Annotated in this window: 14 protein-coding genes; 5 read left to right on the forward strand and 9 right to left on the reverse strand. The window is 68.9% G+C overall.

Annotation, left to right across the window (positions count from 1 at the left end):
• Positions 1-11: 11 nt before the first annotated feature.
• The 4 genes from JOD67_RS08965 to JOD67_RS08980 all read left to right on the forward strand — a co-directional run bounded on the left by JOD67_RS08965 (position 12) and on the right by JOD67_RS08980 (position 5,046).
• Complete coding sequence (locus JOD67_RS08965; RefSeq protein ID WP_205116964.1) at positions 12-1,769, forward strand: S15 peptidase family protein; 1,758 nt, start codon at positions 12-14, stop codon at positions 1,767-1,769.
• Positions 1,770-1,876: 107 nt separating this feature from the next.
• The gene (locus tag JOD67_RS08970) at positions 1,877-3,574 is read left to right on the forward strand and encodes a PHP domain-containing protein (protein WP_205116965.1); all 1,698 of its coding nucleotides are present in this window, start codon (positions 1,877-1,879) and stop codon (positions 3,572-3,574) included.
• Positions 3,574-4,110, forward strand: a complete 537-nt coding sequence (locus tag JOD67_RS08975) for a hypothetical protein (protein WP_205116966.1) — start codon at positions 3,574-3,576, stop codon at positions 4,108-4,110. Before JOD67_RS08970 ends, JOD67_RS08975 begins: the two co-directional genes overlap by 1 nt.
• Before the next feature lie 21 nt (positions 4,111-4,131).
• Positions 4,132-5,046, forward strand: coding sequence for a nucleoside hydrolase (locus tag JOD67_RS08980; protein ID WP_205116967.1), 915 nt, complete (start codon positions 4,132-4,134; stop codon positions 5,044-5,046).
• 107 nt (positions 5,047-5,153) lie between these two features.
• Here JOD67_RS08980 and JOD67_RS08985 read toward each other — a convergent pair whose 3' ends face one another.
• From JOD67_RS08985 to JOD67_RS08995, 3 genes are all read right to left on the reverse strand, one after another.
• Positions 5,154-8,531, reverse strand: coding sequence for a phosphodiester glycosidase family protein (locus JOD67_RS08985; RefSeq protein ID WP_205116968.1), 3,378 nt, complete (start codon positions 8,529-8,531; stop codon positions 5,154-5,156).
• A 172-nt stretch (positions 8,532-8,703) separates the two neighbouring features.
• Positions 8,704-9,435 carry a hypothetical protein gene (locus tag JOD67_RS08990; protein ID WP_205116969.1) on the reverse strand — a complete coding sequence of 244 codons (732 nt, stop codon included), beginning with the start codon at positions 9,433-9,435 and terminating at the stop codon, positions 8,704-8,706.
• Positions 9,420-9,794: a hypothetical protein gene (locus JOD67_RS08995; RefSeq protein WP_205116970.1), complete on the reverse strand. Its 375-nt coding sequence runs from the start codon at positions 9,792-9,794 to the stop codon at positions 9,420-9,422. The genes JOD67_RS08990 and JOD67_RS08995 overlap by 16 nt, the downstream gene beginning before the upstream one ends.
• Before the next feature lie 261 nt (positions 9,795-10,055).
• Between JOD67_RS08995 and JOD67_RS09000 the strand changes: the two genes are divergently transcribed.
• On the forward strand, positions 10,056-10,559 hold the full coding sequence (locus JOD67_RS09000) for an SDR family NAD(P)-dependent oxidoreductase (protein ID WP_205116971.1): 504 nt from the start codon (positions 10,056-10,058) through the stop codon (positions 10,557-10,559).
• Here the strand turns inward: JOD67_RS09000 and JOD67_RS09005 are convergent.
• The 6 genes from JOD67_RS09005 to JOD67_RS09030 form a co-directional block, all read right to left on the reverse strand.
• Positions 10,525-11,268 carry a dienelactone hydrolase family protein gene (locus tag JOD67_RS09005; RefSeq protein WP_205116972.1) on the reverse strand — a complete coding sequence of 248 codons (744 nt, stop codon included), beginning with the start codon at positions 11,266-11,268 and terminating at the stop codon, positions 10,525-10,527. The two genes, JOD67_RS09000 and JOD67_RS09005, sit on opposite strands and share 35 nt — an antisense overlap.
• Entirely contained in the window at positions 11,265-12,203 is a 939-nt protein-coding gene (locus JOD67_RS09010) for a D-2-hydroxyacid dehydrogenase family protein (protein ID WP_205116973.1), read from the reverse strand. The genes JOD67_RS09005 and JOD67_RS09010 overlap by 4 nt, the downstream gene beginning before the upstream one ends.
• A 104-nt stretch (positions 12,204-12,307) precedes the next feature.
• Positions 12,308-13,213 carry a carbohydrate ABC transporter permease gene (locus tag JOD67_RS09015; protein ID WP_307782324.1) on the reverse strand — a complete coding sequence of 302 codons (906 nt, stop codon included), beginning with the start codon at positions 13,211-13,213 and terminating at the stop codon, positions 12,308-12,310.
• Positions 13,210-14,118 carry a carbohydrate ABC transporter permease gene (locus JOD67_RS09020; RefSeq protein ID WP_239553777.1) on the reverse strand — a complete coding sequence of 303 codons (909 nt, stop codon included), beginning with the start codon at positions 14,116-14,118 and terminating at the stop codon, positions 13,210-13,212. The genes JOD67_RS09015 and JOD67_RS09020 overlap by 4 nt, the downstream gene beginning before the upstream one ends.
• Positions 14,111-15,367 (reverse strand): ABC transporter substrate-binding protein, encoded by a 1,257-nt coding sequence (locus tag JOD67_RS09025; RefSeq protein ID WP_205116975.1) that lies wholly within the window; start codon positions 15,365-15,367, stop codon positions 14,111-14,113. Before JOD67_RS09025 ends, JOD67_RS09020 begins: the two co-directional genes overlap by 8 nt.
• A 366-nt stretch (positions 15,368-15,733) precedes the next feature.
• A complete protein-coding gene (locus JOD67_RS09030; protein WP_205116976.1) occupies positions 15,734-16,741 on the reverse strand; it encodes a hypothetical protein in 1,008 nt (335 codons plus the stop codon).
• Between the last annotated feature and the right edge of the window lies 1 nt (position 16,742).

Below are 16,742 nucleotides of genomic sequence, written 5' to 3' on the forward strand. Positions count from 1 at the left end.
GGGGAGGGCCCATGCGCCGACTCGTCGTCGCCGCCACCGCATCCGTCGCCGTCGCGGCCGGGCTGATCACGGCCCCGACCGCCGTCGCGGGCACGTACGCCAAGACAGCGGTCACGATCCAGACGCACGTCGGCCCAGACGAGGCCACGACCTGCGAGATCGAGGCCGACCTGTACGTCCCGGACACCGCGACGAGCCAGAGCAAGCAGCCCGCGATCCTCACCACGCACGGCTTCGGCGGCAGCAAGGCCGACCAGGAGCCGTTCGCGCGCATGCTCGCCCAGCGCGACTACGTCGTGCTCGCGTACTCCGGCCTCGGCTTCGGCGGCAGCCAGTGCAAGATCCACCTCGATGACCCCGACTGGGACGGCAAGGCCGCGAGTCAGCTCGTCGACTACCTCGCGAGCCTCGACGTCGTGGCACTCGACGCGCAAGGCGACCCGAAGGTCGGCATGTTCGGCGGCTCGTACGGCGGCGGTGTGCAGTTCGCCGCGGCCAAGGACGACAAGCGGATCGACGCGCTGATCCCCGTGATCACGTGGAACAACCTCGAGTACGCGCTCGGCCCGAACAACGCCGACTTCGAGGCCGGCGTCACGCCCGACACGTACGGCGTCTTCAAGCGGGTCTGGGCCGACCTGTTCGCGGTGTTCGGCGTGCTGCGCGGGCTCGAGTACGGCCTCGGCGACCCGCGGAGGCTGGTCGGCTGCCCGAACTTCGTCGACCAGGTCTGCCCGACGATCATCCAGGCGAACGTGTTCGGCTACCTCACCCCGGAAGGCCGCGCGCTGCTCAGGCACGCCTCGGTCGCGTCGTTCATCGACGAGATCAAGACGCCCACGTTGCTGATCCAGGGCCAGGACGACACGCTGTTCAACCTCCAGGAAGCGATCGCGACGTACCGCGGCCTCAAGGAGAACGGCACGCCAGTACGGATGATCTGGCAGTCCTGGGGCCACTCCGGCGCCGCGCCAGCGGAAGGCGAGTTCGACCCGTCGATGACGCGCGATCCCGAGACGACGTACCTCGGCCGCCGCGTGCTCGACTGGTTCGCGTTCTGGCTGCGCGACGACGACTCCAAACAGCTCGGCCCGCAGATCGCGTACTTCCGCGACTGGATCGAGTACGACGGGTCGAAGCCCGAAGGAGCCGAACCCGCTTACGGGACAGCGAATCAGTACCCCGTCGGCAGCACGCAGCAGCTCTACCTGTCCGGCAACCGCACGTTGACACCGAACGGGAACGCGATCGTCGCCGGCAAGCAGACGTACGCCAACCTGCCCGCTGGCGTGCCCTCGTCGTACTCCGAGCTGCCGCCGTTCGACCTCGACGCGGCCCCGTTCGACCTCCCCGGCTCGGCCGCGACCTGGACCACGGCGCCGCTGCGAGAGAACGTCCACACCGTCGGCGTCCCCACGCTCGACGTCAAGCTGACCTCGCCGGTCGCCTCACTCACCCAGCTCGGCGGAACGGGTGGGCAGCTCGTCGTGTTCGCCAAGATCTACGACGTCGCGCCCGACGGCAAGGTCGAGCTCGTCGACCGGCTCGTCTCGCCGGCCCGCATCGAGGACGTGAACGAGCCGGTCCGCATCGAGCTGCCCGGCGTCGTGCACCGGTACGAGGCGGGGAACCGGATCCGCGTGGTCCTCTCGGCGAGCGACTCCGCGTACGGCGGCAACCTGTCCGTGCTCCCCGTGAGCGTGAAGACCGCGGCGGGCTCCGTCCCGGTGCTCACGCTGCCCGTGTCCGGGGACGGCCGGGTCGGCTGAGGTTTCAGCCGGGCGCATGACTTAGGTCGCCCTTCGTTCATCTTCGACCCCAAGGCTGGCAGGTGCGGGGGGTAGGTCAGCCATGCATCAAGGGAGGGGTCGCCCCCATGGGCCATCACCACACGCACGACCACGATCACCCGCACAGCCACGAGAACGTGGAGCCGTCCGACGCCACCGACGCCGGTGTTCCGGACGAAGAGCTGTCGCCGTCCGCACTCTCGCGCCGCAACCTGCTCCGCAGCGCTGGGCTGCTGGGAACGGGCGCGGCCGCGTCGACCGTACTCACCGCGCCGAGCACCGCGTCGGCCGACACCAGGTCCTCCTCGAGCGGCGAGCGCCGCGCCGGCTACCTCTGGCTCGCCGGTGACCACCACATCCACACCCAGTACTCCAGCGACGCGATGTACCGCGTGATCGACCAGGTCCGGCACGGCAACGCGTACGGCCTGGACTGGATGGTGATCACCGACCACGGCGGCGCGACCCACGCGCGCATCGGTGTCGACAAGGTCAACCCGGACATCCGCGCGGCGCGCGACGAGGTCCGCGACACGCTGGTCTTCCAGGGCCTGGAGTGGAACATCCCCGGCGCGGAGCACGCGACCGTGTTCGTGCACCCGGGCCGCCACGAGGTCGGCGTGCTCAAGCAGTTCGAGAACGACTACGACGGCTCGGTCAAGAACGCCAGCGACAACACGCCGGCGAACGAGGCCCTCGCGATCGCCGGCCTCACGTTCCTGAAGAAGCAGGTCGACAAGGGACGCGTCGACGACGCGTTGTTCCTCGCCAACCACCCCGCTCGCCGGGGCGTCGACTCGCCGCACGAGATCCGCGCGTGGCGCGACGCGGCGCCGGGCATCGCGATCGGCTTCGAGGGCGCGCCCGGTCACCAGGCCGCGGGCATCCCGGAGCCGAACGGCGGCGGCGGTGGCCGCGGCTTCTACGAGGGCAGCCCGAGCGCGAACTCGTTCCCCGGCTACCCGCTGGAGAGCTACCGCACCTGGGGCGGCTTCGACTGGATGACCTCGACGGTCGGCGGACTGTGGGACAGCCTGCTGGCCGAGGGCAAGTCGTGGTCGATCAGCGCGAACTCCGACTGCCACGTCGTCTGGGCGGACACCGCCGAGCGCGGGCCGGACAGCAACTTCGACCTGAACGGGCGCTACAACGACCCCGTTCACAACGGCACGATCCTCACGTCGGCCGGCGACTTCTGGCCGGGCTTCTACAGCCGGACGAACGTCGGCGCGTCGCGGCAGAGCTACGCCGCGGTGATGTCGGGCATGCGCGCCGGGCGGATCTGGGTCGACCACGGTCACCTGATCGACGGGATCGACGTGCAGGTGCGCCGGGCAGGGCACGGGCCGTCGGGCGCGACGATCGGTGGCGTGCTGCGGGTGAAGCGCGGTGCGGCGGTCGAGCTGGTCGTCACTGTGGATCTCGCGCAGCAGCCGAACTGGGCGCAGTTCGTCCCTCGCCTCGCACGGGTGGACGTGGTCCGTGGCGACGTGACCGGCAAGGCGAGCGACCGGGACACGTTCTCGGCGCCGACTGCGCGGGTGGCGAGCTCGTTCGAGGTGCCTGCCGGTGCTGCCAAGCGGTTCTCGTTCAAGCTCTCGCTGGGCAAGATCGAAAAGTCCGGGTACGTGCGGCTGCGCGGTACGGACGGCAAGCGCACGGCGACCGGCCTGAACGGTGCCGCGGTCGACGCGCACGGTCCGGCGCTCGACGTGGTGGGCGACGCCGACCCGTGGAACGACCTGTGGTTCTACACCAACCCGGTCTGGGTGGTCGTCGACTGATGAAGGAAGTGGTCGGCATCGATGCCGGCTCCGCAACCGTCCAAGACGCCGAGCACCTCCTCGGTCGCCTCCTTGAGGAGGTGCTCGGCCGGACGGACGCGATGGTGGCCTGCACACACTTCGTACGGGGCGAACGGCCGCACGTCGCGCTGTCGGTGACGGGGGTCGACAGCGCGGCGTTGGTCTCGCTCGAGCTGGGGGTCGCGTCGGGGTCGGAGCGGTCCGGGCCGCCGGAGCTCGCGGCGGGTGCCGCGCTGGCGGCCGCTGCCTTCGCGGCCGGTGAGGGGCGGGCGGTGATCTATCCCGGTGTGTCCGGTTTGGTCGGTACTCGTTCGGCCTCCGAGGTCTTGGCGGAGTCGGCGATCGAGGAGATCGACGTGATGGGCGGCGGCGTTGCCTCGCTCGTCCATACGCGGGACTTCGTCCGGCCGGAGTACGTGAACGGGCGGCTCGTGCTGCTGACCCAGCCCGCGGGAGGTGGCGGGGTGGTGCCGTTCGAGGTACCGAACCCGACACCCTGCTGTGCTGATCACTGAGCACGCCACCAGAATGGCGGAGTGACCTCCTTCGATCCTCCAGAACGTCGCCTGGTCGTTCTCGACACCGACATCGGATCGGATGTCGACGACGTGCTCGCGCTCGCGATGCTGCTCGGGTCGCCGGAGGTCGATCTGCTCGGGGTGACGACCGTGTACGGGGACACGGTCACGCGGGCGCGGATCGCGTCGCGGCTGGCGCGGCTGGCCGGGCGTACGGATGTCCGCGTGGTGCCGGGGGAGCGCGAGACGCTGAGCGGGCTTCCCGCCTGGTGGGCAGGGCATGAGGGTGCGTCGTTCGCTGACCTGGAGTCGGAGCCCGTTTCGTCAACGCCCACAGCGAAGTCGTTCCTGGCGAAGACCGCGGAGAAGTACGCGGGTGAGCTTGATCTCATCGCGATCGGCCCGTTGACGAACATCGCGGCGACGATCCGCGACTACCCGAGCTTCGTCGACGAGGTCCGCCGGCTGTACGTGATGGGCGGGCGGTTCGACACGACCGCGGAGGCCGAGCACAACTTCAAGTCCGACCCCGAGGCCGCGGCGACCGTCTTCGAGTCCGGCATCTCCACCACGGTGGTGGGGTTGGAGATCACGACGCAGGTACGGATGGACGCCGAGCAGCTCGGCTGGATCGCCGGCGCCGGCCCACTCGGCGAGGCGGTCGAGGCCGAGGTGCGCGGCTGGTGGTCGTTCACCGACAAGCAGTGGAACCACCCGCACGATCCCCTTGCGGTGTTGGCGATGCTCTCGCCCGGCCTGTTCGCCGCGCTGCCCGGCACGGTGAAGGTGGACCGGAACGGCGCGACGCCGGGTGTGAGCCGGGCGACGGATCACCCGGACAGCTCGACGCGGATCGTGATCGAGGTCGACGTACCCGACGTCCTGCAGGAGATCGTCGACCGCATCGACGCCGCCGGCCAAGCTGCTCTCTAGCGCCCCCTCCGGTGATCATGTACGTGATCATGAAGCCAAACTGTCGTATATGACGGCTTAGCTTTCACGATCACGTACATGATCACCGGAGGGGGTGGGCGGAGGAGCTAGCCGGCGGCGCGCTGTTCGAGGCGGATCGTGGACTGGGCGGAGACGCCGTTCACCTTGACGTTCAGTGTGATCGTCGCGGCCTTGCGGGCATTGAGGACGCCGGTCGCGGGATCGAACGTCGCCACGTGGTACGGCTTGACGTCGTCTGGATCCGAGCCCACGTACACGTTCGGCGTAGCGGACCAGTCCGCGGTCACCGGGTAGGCGACCGGCACCGTCCGCGTGCCCTGTGTCAACGTCGCCTTGACGACGGCCGACTCACGCACTCGCACCGTGGAAGGAGCTGCCACCGCGAGCGTGTCGACGTGCGGGCGGACCTCCGTACGCAGCCACGACGCACCCGCGCCGGGGGACACGCCCCACATCGACCAGCCGGTGAAGCCGCCGTCCGCCGGAAGCGTGGACGGGTTCTTCCCCGAGTTGCCGTTGATGAAGAACGGCACCCCGTCGGCGTGCGACGCGTGGAACGTGCCGACGTGCGCGCCGATGAAGGCCGCGCCCTTGCCCGACGTCCGCTGGAACTCCGCCAACCACTGCTTGATCGTCGCCGCTTCCTTGCGGTCGGACAGCTCGCTCGCCTTCACCAGCGTCGGGTCGTCCGGCGGAACGTGGAACGCCAGCACGACGTCCTTCACCGAACGGTCCGCCGCCGCGCGGTCCAGCTCCGCCCGCAGCTTCGGCAGTTGCGTCCAGTCGCTCACCCGGAAGTTGATCCGCGACGTGTCGAGCGTGATGAACCGCGTTCCCTTGTGGTCGAACACTCGTTGCGTGTCGCCGAACGCGGCACGGAAGTTGTCGATCGCCGCGCCCATCACCTCGTGGTTGCCGGGCACGTAGTAGTACGGCAACGTCCCGCCGAGCTCCTCGTCGAGAATCCGCTTGGCCAGTTGGAAGTCCGCCACCGACGCCTCGTCGACGAGGTCACCGTTGATGATCAGGAAGTCCGGGTTCGAGGCCTTGATCTCACGCAACGTCCGCCGCGCGTTCTTCACCAGATCGCTGTCGGGGTTGCGCGCCACGAACTGCGCGTCCGACATCACCGCGAACTTCCACGGCGCCCCGCCCACCGTGCCGTCCTGCACGATGACCGGATCCTGCACCTTGGCCGACGAGGGCACCTCGATCGAGGGCGGCACGATCGCCGTCAGCTCGTCGATCACCACGTCGCCCTGGTACTGCGCCTCCGGCTTGGTCTCGGCGTTGTAGTACCGCGCCAGCTTCACCGGGAACGACGTGCCCGCCGGCACGGGGAACACCAGCTGCTGCCAGCCCGTACCGGTGAGGTACCCGGCCCGGAACGCCGGCAACGTCGTGCCCTGGCTGTCGATCACTTGCAGGCTTGCCCATTCGCCCTTGCCAGTCGAGTTCACCCAGAGGCGGATCTCCCGCGGCTGCCCCGGGAACACCAGGTCGCCCGTCGGCTTCGCCCCGCCCGTACGGGTCTCCGTGGCCTGGGCGAAGTCGTACGTCAGCCGCAGCCCGTTGCCGACCTTGCCCGGCACCGACGCCACAGCCCCGGGCGCGCGCTCGCCGAAGAACGTCCACTGCGAGGCGTCCTCGAAGTCCGCGACCGTGACCTCGGCGAGCCCGACGGTCAGCGGCAAGTTCACCTTGACGCCGTGCACGTCGACCTCGACCAGCGTCGAGGCGTTGTCCTTCAAAGCCGTCGCGGTGAACAGCCCGTTCCCCGTCGGCGTGATCTTCGCGACCGTGGCGTCGTAGGAGAGCTTGATGTCCGGATGCTCAATGGGGGCTGAGAATCCGTCCTTGTCCAGACCCACCACACCGAACGTTGCCAACTGGCCGGCGCTGACGATCGCGACCTGCGGCGTCGTCGTCTCGACCCGCGACAGCTTCCCGAGAACGGTGAGATCGACCGCGCCCTCGACGTTCCGGTCGTACGCCTCGACCTCCGCCTTGCCGGGCTTCAACCCGCGGAAGACGCCGTCCCGGTTGACCGTTCCGTGCCGGCCGTCCTCGACCCGCCACCGCAGCGAGCTCGACGCCGGACCGTACGTCTCGTCGTACCCCGCTGCCCGCAGCGTCCGCACCAGGCCGGGGAACGTGCGGTCCGGCCGCGCCAGGCCGATCCGCGACGAGCCCGCGGCGCGCTTCGCCTCGAGCTCCGGCTCGACCCAGATGCCCCTGAGCTTCCCGCTGCCCTGGGGGGCGAACAGCGCCAGCCCATTGGGGTCGTTGCGCTCCGCGCCGTCCGACGGCACGTTCTCCACCACGGAGGTCGTCGAGCCCGGCTCGCGCGCGACCATCGTGGTCGAGCCGCCTCCGTCCAGGTTGAGCGCGTTGTACGCGCCCAGCTCGATCATCATCTGGGCGAGCTCGTCGAGGCCGAGGCCCTGCGAGAACGCCGGCTGCCGGCCGTCCGCGGTGAGCAGGAACATCTTCGTTCCCTCGCGGTTGAAGCCGATCGCGGTCCGCGGAGCCTGCGGGAGGTTGTCGCCCGCGCTCGCCTTCTGCGCGACGCCGTTCACGACGAGCAGTTGGCGGCCGTTGATCGCGGCGTGGATCTGCGCGCCGCTCGCGGTGCGGGTCTTGTAGTCGATGCTGACCGGGTCGCCGATCTGCAACCCGGCAAGGGTGTCCGCGCCGGTGTCCTCACCGACGAGCACGAACCCGTTCGCCGGGACCTCGCCGCCGATCGGAGGCGTCCGGATCGCGGTCACCTTGCCGTCGACGACCTCGACCTCGGTGGCGCGCGCGGCGCCCTGGGTCGCGCGGCAGCGGCAGTACGTTCCCCACAACGGCGTGAAGACCTCGATGCCGCCGGAGGCGAGGTTCGGCTTGTTGACGCCGGCCAGCGGAACGGTCTGCGTGGGCAGCTTGATCGTGCCCTCGAAGAACACCTCGCCGATCGCGCCGATGCCGTCCGGGGTGAAGATCGCGGACGACTTGCGCCAGCGCGGCTCCTCGTCCGGCGACTGGATCAGCTTGCCGCTCTGGATGCCGACGCCGAGCGCGGCGTTGGAGTTGTTGATGTCGAAGAAGTCGCCGTTCACGGCGGCGACGGCCTTGACCCGGTTGGCCTGCGTCGAGATCGGCTCGCCCGCCGCGACGCGGCCCGGGAAGAGGTAGTCGACCTTGGTGCCCTTGGTCAGGTCGACGGTGAGCGAGTCGCCCTGCAGCCAGTTCGGCGTGCCGTTGTAGCCGTCCGGGCCGTACCGGTCGAACTCGCGGAACGTCACGCCCGGCGCGATCGGCCGGGACTGGTCGTACGTCTCCAGCCGCGGTGCGAACGCCGTTGTCGTCGGCTCGGCTGCCGCCGGTTTGGCGGTGGTGGGTAGCGACACGCCGAGGGCGACCATCGCCCCCGCGGCCAACGCGGCGGTGAGCGCGCGGAGGCGGATGGTCGTTCTCATGGATCTTTCCTCCCGGTGGGCGCCTCCCCCGGGCGCGCTGCCAGCAAAGCTCTGCAGCGCAGTAAACCCCGAACGCGTTAGTCGTTGCCAGACCTGTCGGCGTCTAGAGAGGAAACTTCCGGTTTCAGTCTCCGCCACCGTGCCGGGGTCTAGCTGATGCCGGCCGCCGAGCTCAGGCAGGTGGCGCGTCGTCGTAGGTGTCGCAGGCGGCGACGGCGTCGTAGCCGAACTCGCCGTACGCACGGCCGTACCAGCAGACCTCCTGGCCGGGCTGGACGTCGATCTCGCTGGCCGGGATGCCCTCGAAGACCGGCTGGTCGCCTGGGGGCGCGTCCGGGTACGAGGCGTTCATCACCGTCACGCCGTTCACCGTGAGCCGGCCGGACAGGTCGGTCACGTAGTAGCAGCGGATCCAGGCCTCGCCCCAGTAGCGGGTGTCGCCCGGGTCGGTGACGTCGAACCGCTCGACGTCGGCCCGCAACCCCACGCAGTCGCCGGAGCCGGCCGGCGGCGACGGCGTGATCAGGCAGCCCGAGGCCTCGCGGGCGCCGGAGGAGTGCACCTCGAAGCAGATCTTCTCTCCGCCGCCGAGGCCAGGCGCTTCGGCCGCGGTGAGCGTGCTGGTCACGTTGACCGTGCCGGCGCCGGTTTGCGTTGTCGTCTGCTTGACCTGCTGCCCGTTCACCTTGAACGTCAGCGTGAACGTGGTCGGCGTGGTGCACTCCAGGGTGCCCGTTCCGGTGAACGGGGCGACGCTGGCGTTGGTGCCGTCGAGGTCGATTGCGCTGGCGACGCAGTTGGTGGCGTCCGGCTCTGCTGGGACCGCTTGGGCGGCGGTCATCGGGATCGCGGTGAGCGCGAGGGCGGCGGCGCCGACCGCGAGCTTCTTCAGATGGTCAAGCATGCGCTGCCCCTGTCGTTGCCCCAGGCGGTCGGGAAGAAGCAGAGCTCCTGACCGGGAGTTCCGTGCACTTCGATGTCGTCGAAGATCGGGACCTCACCGGGGCCGCGTCGCCCGTCCGCGGCACGCTCGATCTCGCGACCATCGAGTTCCCAGCGCCAGCCGAGGTCGGTGGCGACCGGGCAGTTCAGCCGCGCGTCGCCGAAGTACCACCCGTCGCCGATCGGGTCGACGGTGGCCCAGACGAACGAGCACTCGTCGGACGTTCCGGGCGGGTCGTCCGCGGCGGTCGCCGGCAGCGCGTTCGCGAGCACGGCGACCGTCGCGACGGCGAGCGCCGCGAGAATCCTGCTGCGTTTCACATGTGCCTCCCCTGTGGATGAACAGCTCCTCCGCGCTGAGCACACCTGGTCGCGTGATCTTGTGTCAACGAGTCGGCCGGAAGCGGCAGATACTTTCGAGCACCGTTTCGCCGCCGTTCGCTCAACGTTGAAGAATGGGGCTGTGGGTTCTTATGTGGTGACGGGGGCTTCGAGCGGGATCGGGTCGGCGATCGTGGCTGGGTTGCGCGACCGTGGGCACGTCGTGCATCCCGTCGTACGGAGCCGGCCGACGGCGCGATCGTGCTGGATCTCGCCGAGCCGACGACGTTCGCCGCGGGGCTGCCGGCGTTCGAACGGCTGGACGGGCTCGTGCACTGCGCCGCTGTGGGGGATCTCGCGACCATGGCCGAGACGACGGTCGAGGTCTGGCAACGGACGTTGACGGTCAACGTGATCGCGGTCGGGGAGCTGACCCGGTTGCTACTCCCCGCGCTGCGGCGGGCGAACGGGCATGTCCTCTTCGTCGGCGCCAGCAGGTCGATCCACGGCCGGCCGGGGTGGGGCGCGCACGCGGCGAGTAAGGAGGCGATGCGCTTCCTCGCCGATGCGCTACGGGCCGAGGAGCCGGAGCTGAAGGTGACGACGGTCTACCCCAGCGGCACCGACACCCCGTTGCTGCGCAAGCTTCGGGAGCAGGCCGGCGTCCCGTACGACCCCAGCGCCTACCTGACTCCGGAAGCCGTCGCCGAGGTCATCGTCGACGCGCTGCTCACTCGGCGGGACCTGAAGGACGTTCACCTGTAGTCGCCAGGTGTTCGTGGAAGAAGCTGTCGATCCGCTGCCAGGCGTCGGCGGCAGCGATCGGTTCGGGACCCATGCCGGTGATGCGCATGATCGGGCGCAGCAGCTTCGGGCCGGTCTCTGCGTCGTTGAGGAACGAGTGGCCGGCGTTCGGGTACAGCTTCACGTCGTGCACGACGCCGCGGGCCGTGAGCTCCTTCTCGAGCCGGCCGGCCACCTTCGCCAGGGGGTCGCGGTCGCCGTACGAGGCGACGATCGGGCACGCGCCCTCGAAGACGGCCAGGTCGCGCGGCATCATCCCGTAGTTCGCCGATGCCGCGTCGAACCCCTTCGACGCCGTCAGCAGCGCGAAGCCGCCGCCCATGCAGAAGCCGATCACGCCGACCTTGCCGGTGCAGTCGGGGCTCTCGAGGAGGTACTGGCGCGCGGCCTCGATGTCGGCGAACGGGCGGCCGGAGCCGTTCATCATGGCCCGGAACGTCGAGATCATGCACCTGCGCGCGCCGCCCGCGCTGAACAGATCCACCGCCAGCGTGAGGAATCCGGCCTTGGCGAGCCGCTCGGCCTGCCGGCGCATCACATCGTCGTACCCGAACCCCTCGTGCACCATCACCACCCCCGGCCACGGCCCGTCGCCCTCCGGACGGACGAGGTCGCCGCGCAGCGGTTGCGGTCCGCCGAGCGGCGCGGCGTGGAGGGTGAGCTCGATCATCGCGGCTCCAGAACGTTCGTCGGTTGGCCGGCCACGTACGCGCGGATCGCGTCGGCCGCGGCGGGATACCACTGCTTGTAGGTGCCCACCGTGACATAGCCGAGGTGTGGCGTGAGGACGGTGTTCGTCCGCTCGCGCAGCGGATGGTCGGCGGGCAACGGCTCCTCGTCGTACACGTCCAACCCGGCGCCGCCGATCCGGCCCTCGGCGAGCGCCTCGACGAGCGCTGGGGTGTCGACGATCGGTCCGCGCGAGGTGTTGACGAGGTACGCGCCGGGCTTCATCGCGTCGAGCTCGGCCGTGCCCACGAGCCCGCGGGATCGGTCGCTCAGCACGTAGTGGACGCTCACGATGTCGGAACGTTCGAACAGCTCCAATTTCTCCACGCGCGTGACGCCGGCCTCGGTGGCGGTCTCGTCGGTGAGGTTCTGGCTCCAGGCGAGAACGCCCATGCCGAACCCGCGCGCCACCGGCACCATCGCCCTGCCCAGGCGGCCGAGGCCGACCAGCCCGAGCGTGCTGCCGGCGAGATCGGTGCCGACGGTCTGCTGCCACCAACCGTCCCGCAGCGCTTGGTCCTCGCGCGGGATGTTCCGGGTCAGGCTGAGGATCAGCCCCCACGCGATCTCGATCGTCGCCGCGCCGCTGCCGGGCGTGCCGCAGACGGTGATGCCGAGCTCTTGGGCGGCGGCGAGGTCGATCGACGCGTTCCGCATGCCGGTGGTGACGACCAGCTCGAGCTTCGGCAGTCGCTCGAGGACGGTGCGCGGGAGCGGCGTACGTTCGCGCATCACGACCACGGCCTCGAAGTCCGCGAGCCGCTCGACCAGCTCGTCGCCGGTGACGTGGTCGTGGAAGAACCGCACGTCAGGCGGCCACTCGGCCAGCCCCTCGGCGACGGTCTGGTAGTCATCGAGCACGGCAACTGTCAGCACGCTGCCATTCCTACCGCATGCGGGGACCCGGCGTTTGAATGAAGGGCACCTTCATTCAATAGGTTCGTATGAAGGTGCCCTTCATTCAAAAGAGGGGCCGGAGGTCAGCCCTTGACGGAGCCCATGGTGAGGTTGTCGAGGATGTGCTTTCGGCCGGCGATGAACAGGATGATGATCGGCACGGTGACGAGGAAGGAGCCGGCGAGGATCATGCCGTACTCCGTCGCGTAGAAGCCGACCAGATTCGCCAAGCCCACCGGGTACGTCTGCCGTTCGGGACTCCGCAGCACGATCGAGGGCCAGAGGAAGTCGTTCCACGAACCGAGGAACGTCAACACCGCCAGCACCGAGAGCGCACCCCGAGCCAGCGGCACGCCCATCGTGAGGAAGATGCGGAACTCCGACGCCCCGTCGATGCGCGCCGCCTGGACCATTTCGTCCGGTACCGCGAGCATCGCCTGCCGTATGAAGAACGCCCCGAACGCCGAAGCGCCGCTCGGCAGGATCACCCCCTGGAACGTGTCCAGCCACTGCAGCGACACCATCATCGTGAACAGCGGCACCAGCGCCACCTGCACCGGCAGCGTCAAGGTCGTCAGCAGCACGATGAACAGCACGTTCCGCAACGGGAACTCGTACTTCGCGAACCCCCACCCCACCGACGCCGACACCGCGACCACCAGCAGCGTGGTGAGGAACGAGATCACGAACGAGTTGCCGACCTGCCGCCCGAACGGGATCAGCTCGTCGCTGAACAGCCGGGTGAAGTGCTCCCACGTCGGCACCCGCGGGAGCAGGCGCAGCGGCAGCTCGAAGATCTCGCCCGGCTTCTTAAGCGAGCCGGTCGCGAGGTAGACGTAGGGCAGCGCGGTGACGGCGACCGCGGCGAGGAGGGTGAGGTGGGCGGCGATCCGCGCCAGGGTCCACCGACGACCTGCCGCCGGTTCGCCATGCGGGGCAGGCGGAACGCCGGACGAAGCGCGGGCCGGGTCCTTCACGGAGGTGCTCACGAAGCCTCCTTCCGGAAGAAGCCCTGCGCCCACATCTGCAGCACGCTGAGCGCGATGATGATCAACGTGATCGCGTAGCCGATCGCTGCGCCGTAGCCGAGGTCGAGGTTGGTGAACGCGGTCTGGTACAGGAACATCGTCAGCGTGTAGCCGGCGCGGCCCGGGCCGCCGTTGTCGCCGACGAGCGCGACAGGTTGGGCGAACAGCTGGTACGAGCCGATGATCGCGAACGTGATCACGAAGACCATCGTGGGCCGGAGCAGCGGCAGCGTGATGTAGCGGAACCGCTGCCACGCGTTCGCACCGTCGACGGTCGCGGCCTCGTGCAGCCCGGGGTCCCGGTTCTGCAGACCGACCATGAAGTACAGCGCGTTCAGGCCGGTGTACTGCCAGATCCCGAGGATGATGATGCTCGGCATGATCAGATGTGGGTCGGAAAGCCAAGCTAGCTTGGGTAAACCGAGCGGCGCGAGCAGCCAGTTGTTCAGCAGCCCGTACTCCTGGTCGAACACCAGCCGGAAGACGATCGCGACGACGATGCCGGAGATCGCGTTCGGCAGGAAGAACGAGAGCCGGAAGAACTCCCGCAGCAGCAGGCCTCTCGTGCGCAGCAACAGCGCGAGGCTCAGCGCGAGCGGCACGATCAGCAGGATGCTGCCGAGCGCGTAGTACGTCGTGTTGAACAGGCCGGTGTAGAAGTTCGGGTCCGAGATCAGCGTGCGGTAGTTGTCGAGGCCCGCGAACGTGGCGGAGGTGTCGACTCCTCGTTCGGTCGTGAAGCTCATCTGCAGCGAGCGCAGCGTCGGCAGGCCGAAGAACACGCCGAACAGCAAGAAGAACGGCGCGATGAAGAAGTACGGGGTCCAGCGCGGCTTGATGCGGCTGCGCGTACGTCGTTCAGCCAACGGTGCCACCCCTTTCCTGCTTCGCCCGGACGACGTCGGCGGCACGGCCGAACACCTCCTGCGGTGTCGCCCGGCGCTGGTAGACGTCGAGGATGTACGGCGACAGCTCCTGCCCGATGAGCTGCGGGCGGTACGGACTCTGGTACTCCGGCGGAACGTCCTTGCCCAGTTGGGAATACAGCTCACCGATGTCCTGACCGGCGAAGAACGGGATCGGGTCGTGCATCGCGGGATCGTCCCAGGCGGGGATGAACGGCGGGTACAGGTTGATCGCCTTGTAGCGCGCGACCACGGCAGGAACGCGGAGCATCGCGAACTCCATGAACTGCCACGCCAGCTCTTGCTTCTTGCTGGTCTTCAGGATCGTGAGCCCGGTGCCGCCCGCGCAACTGACCCGGCGGCCACCAGGCTCGAACGCGGGCAGCGGGCACGCGGCCCACTTGCCCACGAAGTCGTCGGCGGTGCTGGCGATCGTGCCCGCGTACCAGTCCGGAACGTACAGCGAGGTGAGGCGCCCGGCGCGGAACTCCGCCCACACCGCGGGCGTCGCGCCGTCGGTGAGCCAGCCGGGCGGCGTCGCGAAGACGCCCTTGCGTTCCTGGTCGAGCATCCAGTTCATCGTGTCGATGGAGAGCTCGCCGTCGATCGCGACGTTGCCGTCGGCGTCGAAGTAGTCGCCGCCGCGCTGGCGCAGCACCCAGTCGTGCGTCGGGATCGGGAGCGCTCGCGTGCCGGGCGGCAGCACCTCGAGTGCCGCGGCGCTGAACTCGTCCCAGGTCTCCAGCGTGCCCGGATCGACGCCGGCCTTCTCCCAGGGCTCGCGGAGGTAGAACAGCGTGACCGGAGTGAGTGCGTGCTCGATCCCGTACGCGGCGCCCTGCCAGCTGTAGAGCGCTTGCCTGGCCTCGACGAGCTGCTTGTCGTACCCCTTCTCGCGCAGCGTCGAGGTGAGGTCGACGAACGGCACCGAACGGCCGATCAGGAAGCTGCCGAACGAGCCCTGCTCGATGTCGCACAGATCGGGCGCGTTGAGGCCGCCGGCCTTGAGATTGATCAACAGCTGTTCGAAGATCGTGCCGCCGGCGATCAGGCTGACCTTGACCTTGCGGCCGGTCTGCTGCTCGAACTCCTTGGCCATCTGCTCGAACCAGCCGGCATGGGTGGAGGCGAACGTCCACAGCTCCAGGTCGGCGCCGGACGACGCCGCGGTGGGTTGCGTACAACCGGCTGCCGCTGCACCGATGGCCACGCCGGCCGCGCCCTTCAGGAGGGCACGCCTGTCGAATCGCGGTGTGGGCTGGCTCACACTAGCCCAGCATTCTCAGGTATGCCGGATCAAGCCATGTCCAGGCCGCGCCAGAAACCTATCCGATCCTGACATTGAATTGGCCTCGGGATTTCAGGTGCTAGTGGGCGAGAGTGGCCTGGGAAAGCCGGACGTGTCTGTCCTGCTGAGGAGACTTGGGGTGAGGTGTCGTGGTCGCCTCACCTGGCCAGTGGCCGCTCTACCTGGCGTCCACCCCACGTAAAGGGGCCAATGACCATGTAAACAGGATCAATGTCCCCAGGGCGCGGGCGGGACCGGTCGAACCAACCGCCGGACGAAAGGTCGAGGCTAGAGCGTCTTGTAGTAGATCAGCTCGCCGGACTCGCCCGGCGCGGAACCCTCGCTCGGGACGAACAGCGTGACGAGGATGGCTGGTTGACCGTTCGGTGCTCTGAGTGAAGTGATCGTGGGGTTGGCGAACGCGGTACTCCCGCCGTCAGTGCGGATCGTGGTCTGGTCGGCGTTGCCGGTCTGGTAGTCGTAGACGAACGTACGCCACGAGCCGAAGTCGCCCTTGACGAACTGGCCCTCGAACAGGCCGAAGCTGAAGCCCTGGTAGAAGATCTGGTCCCGGTCCCCGATGTTGCCACCGACTCCCCAGTGCAGCATGGCGTTGTCGACGTTGGGCTGGGCGCTCGTGGACCAGGAGTTGAAGTTGGTGAGGCGGCCGCGCTGCTGGCGGTCGCGGTCGCAGTTCCACCAGTAGTGCGCGCCGATGTCGATCACCGAGTGGTCGATGTCGGGGGAGAGCGTGACGGAGTAGATGTTCGGGGTGCCTTCCGCGCAAGACGAAAGCCTACGGGGCGCGTCGAAGCTACGGGCGACGCTGCCGGCGAGGAGCGCGTTCTTGTCGGCGTAGTAGCGGAACGCGAGGTGGTTGTTGCCGCCGCCGGGATTCTCCTGCTCCCAGGCGAGAACGAAGCCGCCGTTGCTGGCTTGGACGATCGTAGGCTGGCTCGCGGGACCGGTGACGCTGCCGGCGAGCTCGCGGACCCAGTGCCAGTTGAGCAGGTCGGTGGAGGTGGCGAGGTTGACCTTGAACGCGCCGTTGCTCAGGTGGTGGTAGACGGCGAGGTAGCCGCCGGAGCTGTCCTGGATGATCTTCGCGGTGTCCATCACATGGCCCGCGTCGTCGCGCGCGTTGTAGCGCTTTGCCGTTGCTTGGTTGACGTTCTCCACGATCGCCCGCAGCTCGGCTCGTGCCTGGTCCGACGGCGCCGCCTGCGCGGGCGTCGCCGTCAAAGCCATCGCCGTTGCCAACCCGAGCGTGGTGAGTACGCGTCCGAACCTGGCCATC

Source organism: Tenggerimyces flavus (assembly GCF_016907715.1).
Classification (GTDB): domain Bacteria; phylum Actinomycetota; class Actinomycetes; order Propionibacteriales; family Actinopolymorphaceae; genus Tenggerimyces; species Tenggerimyces flavus.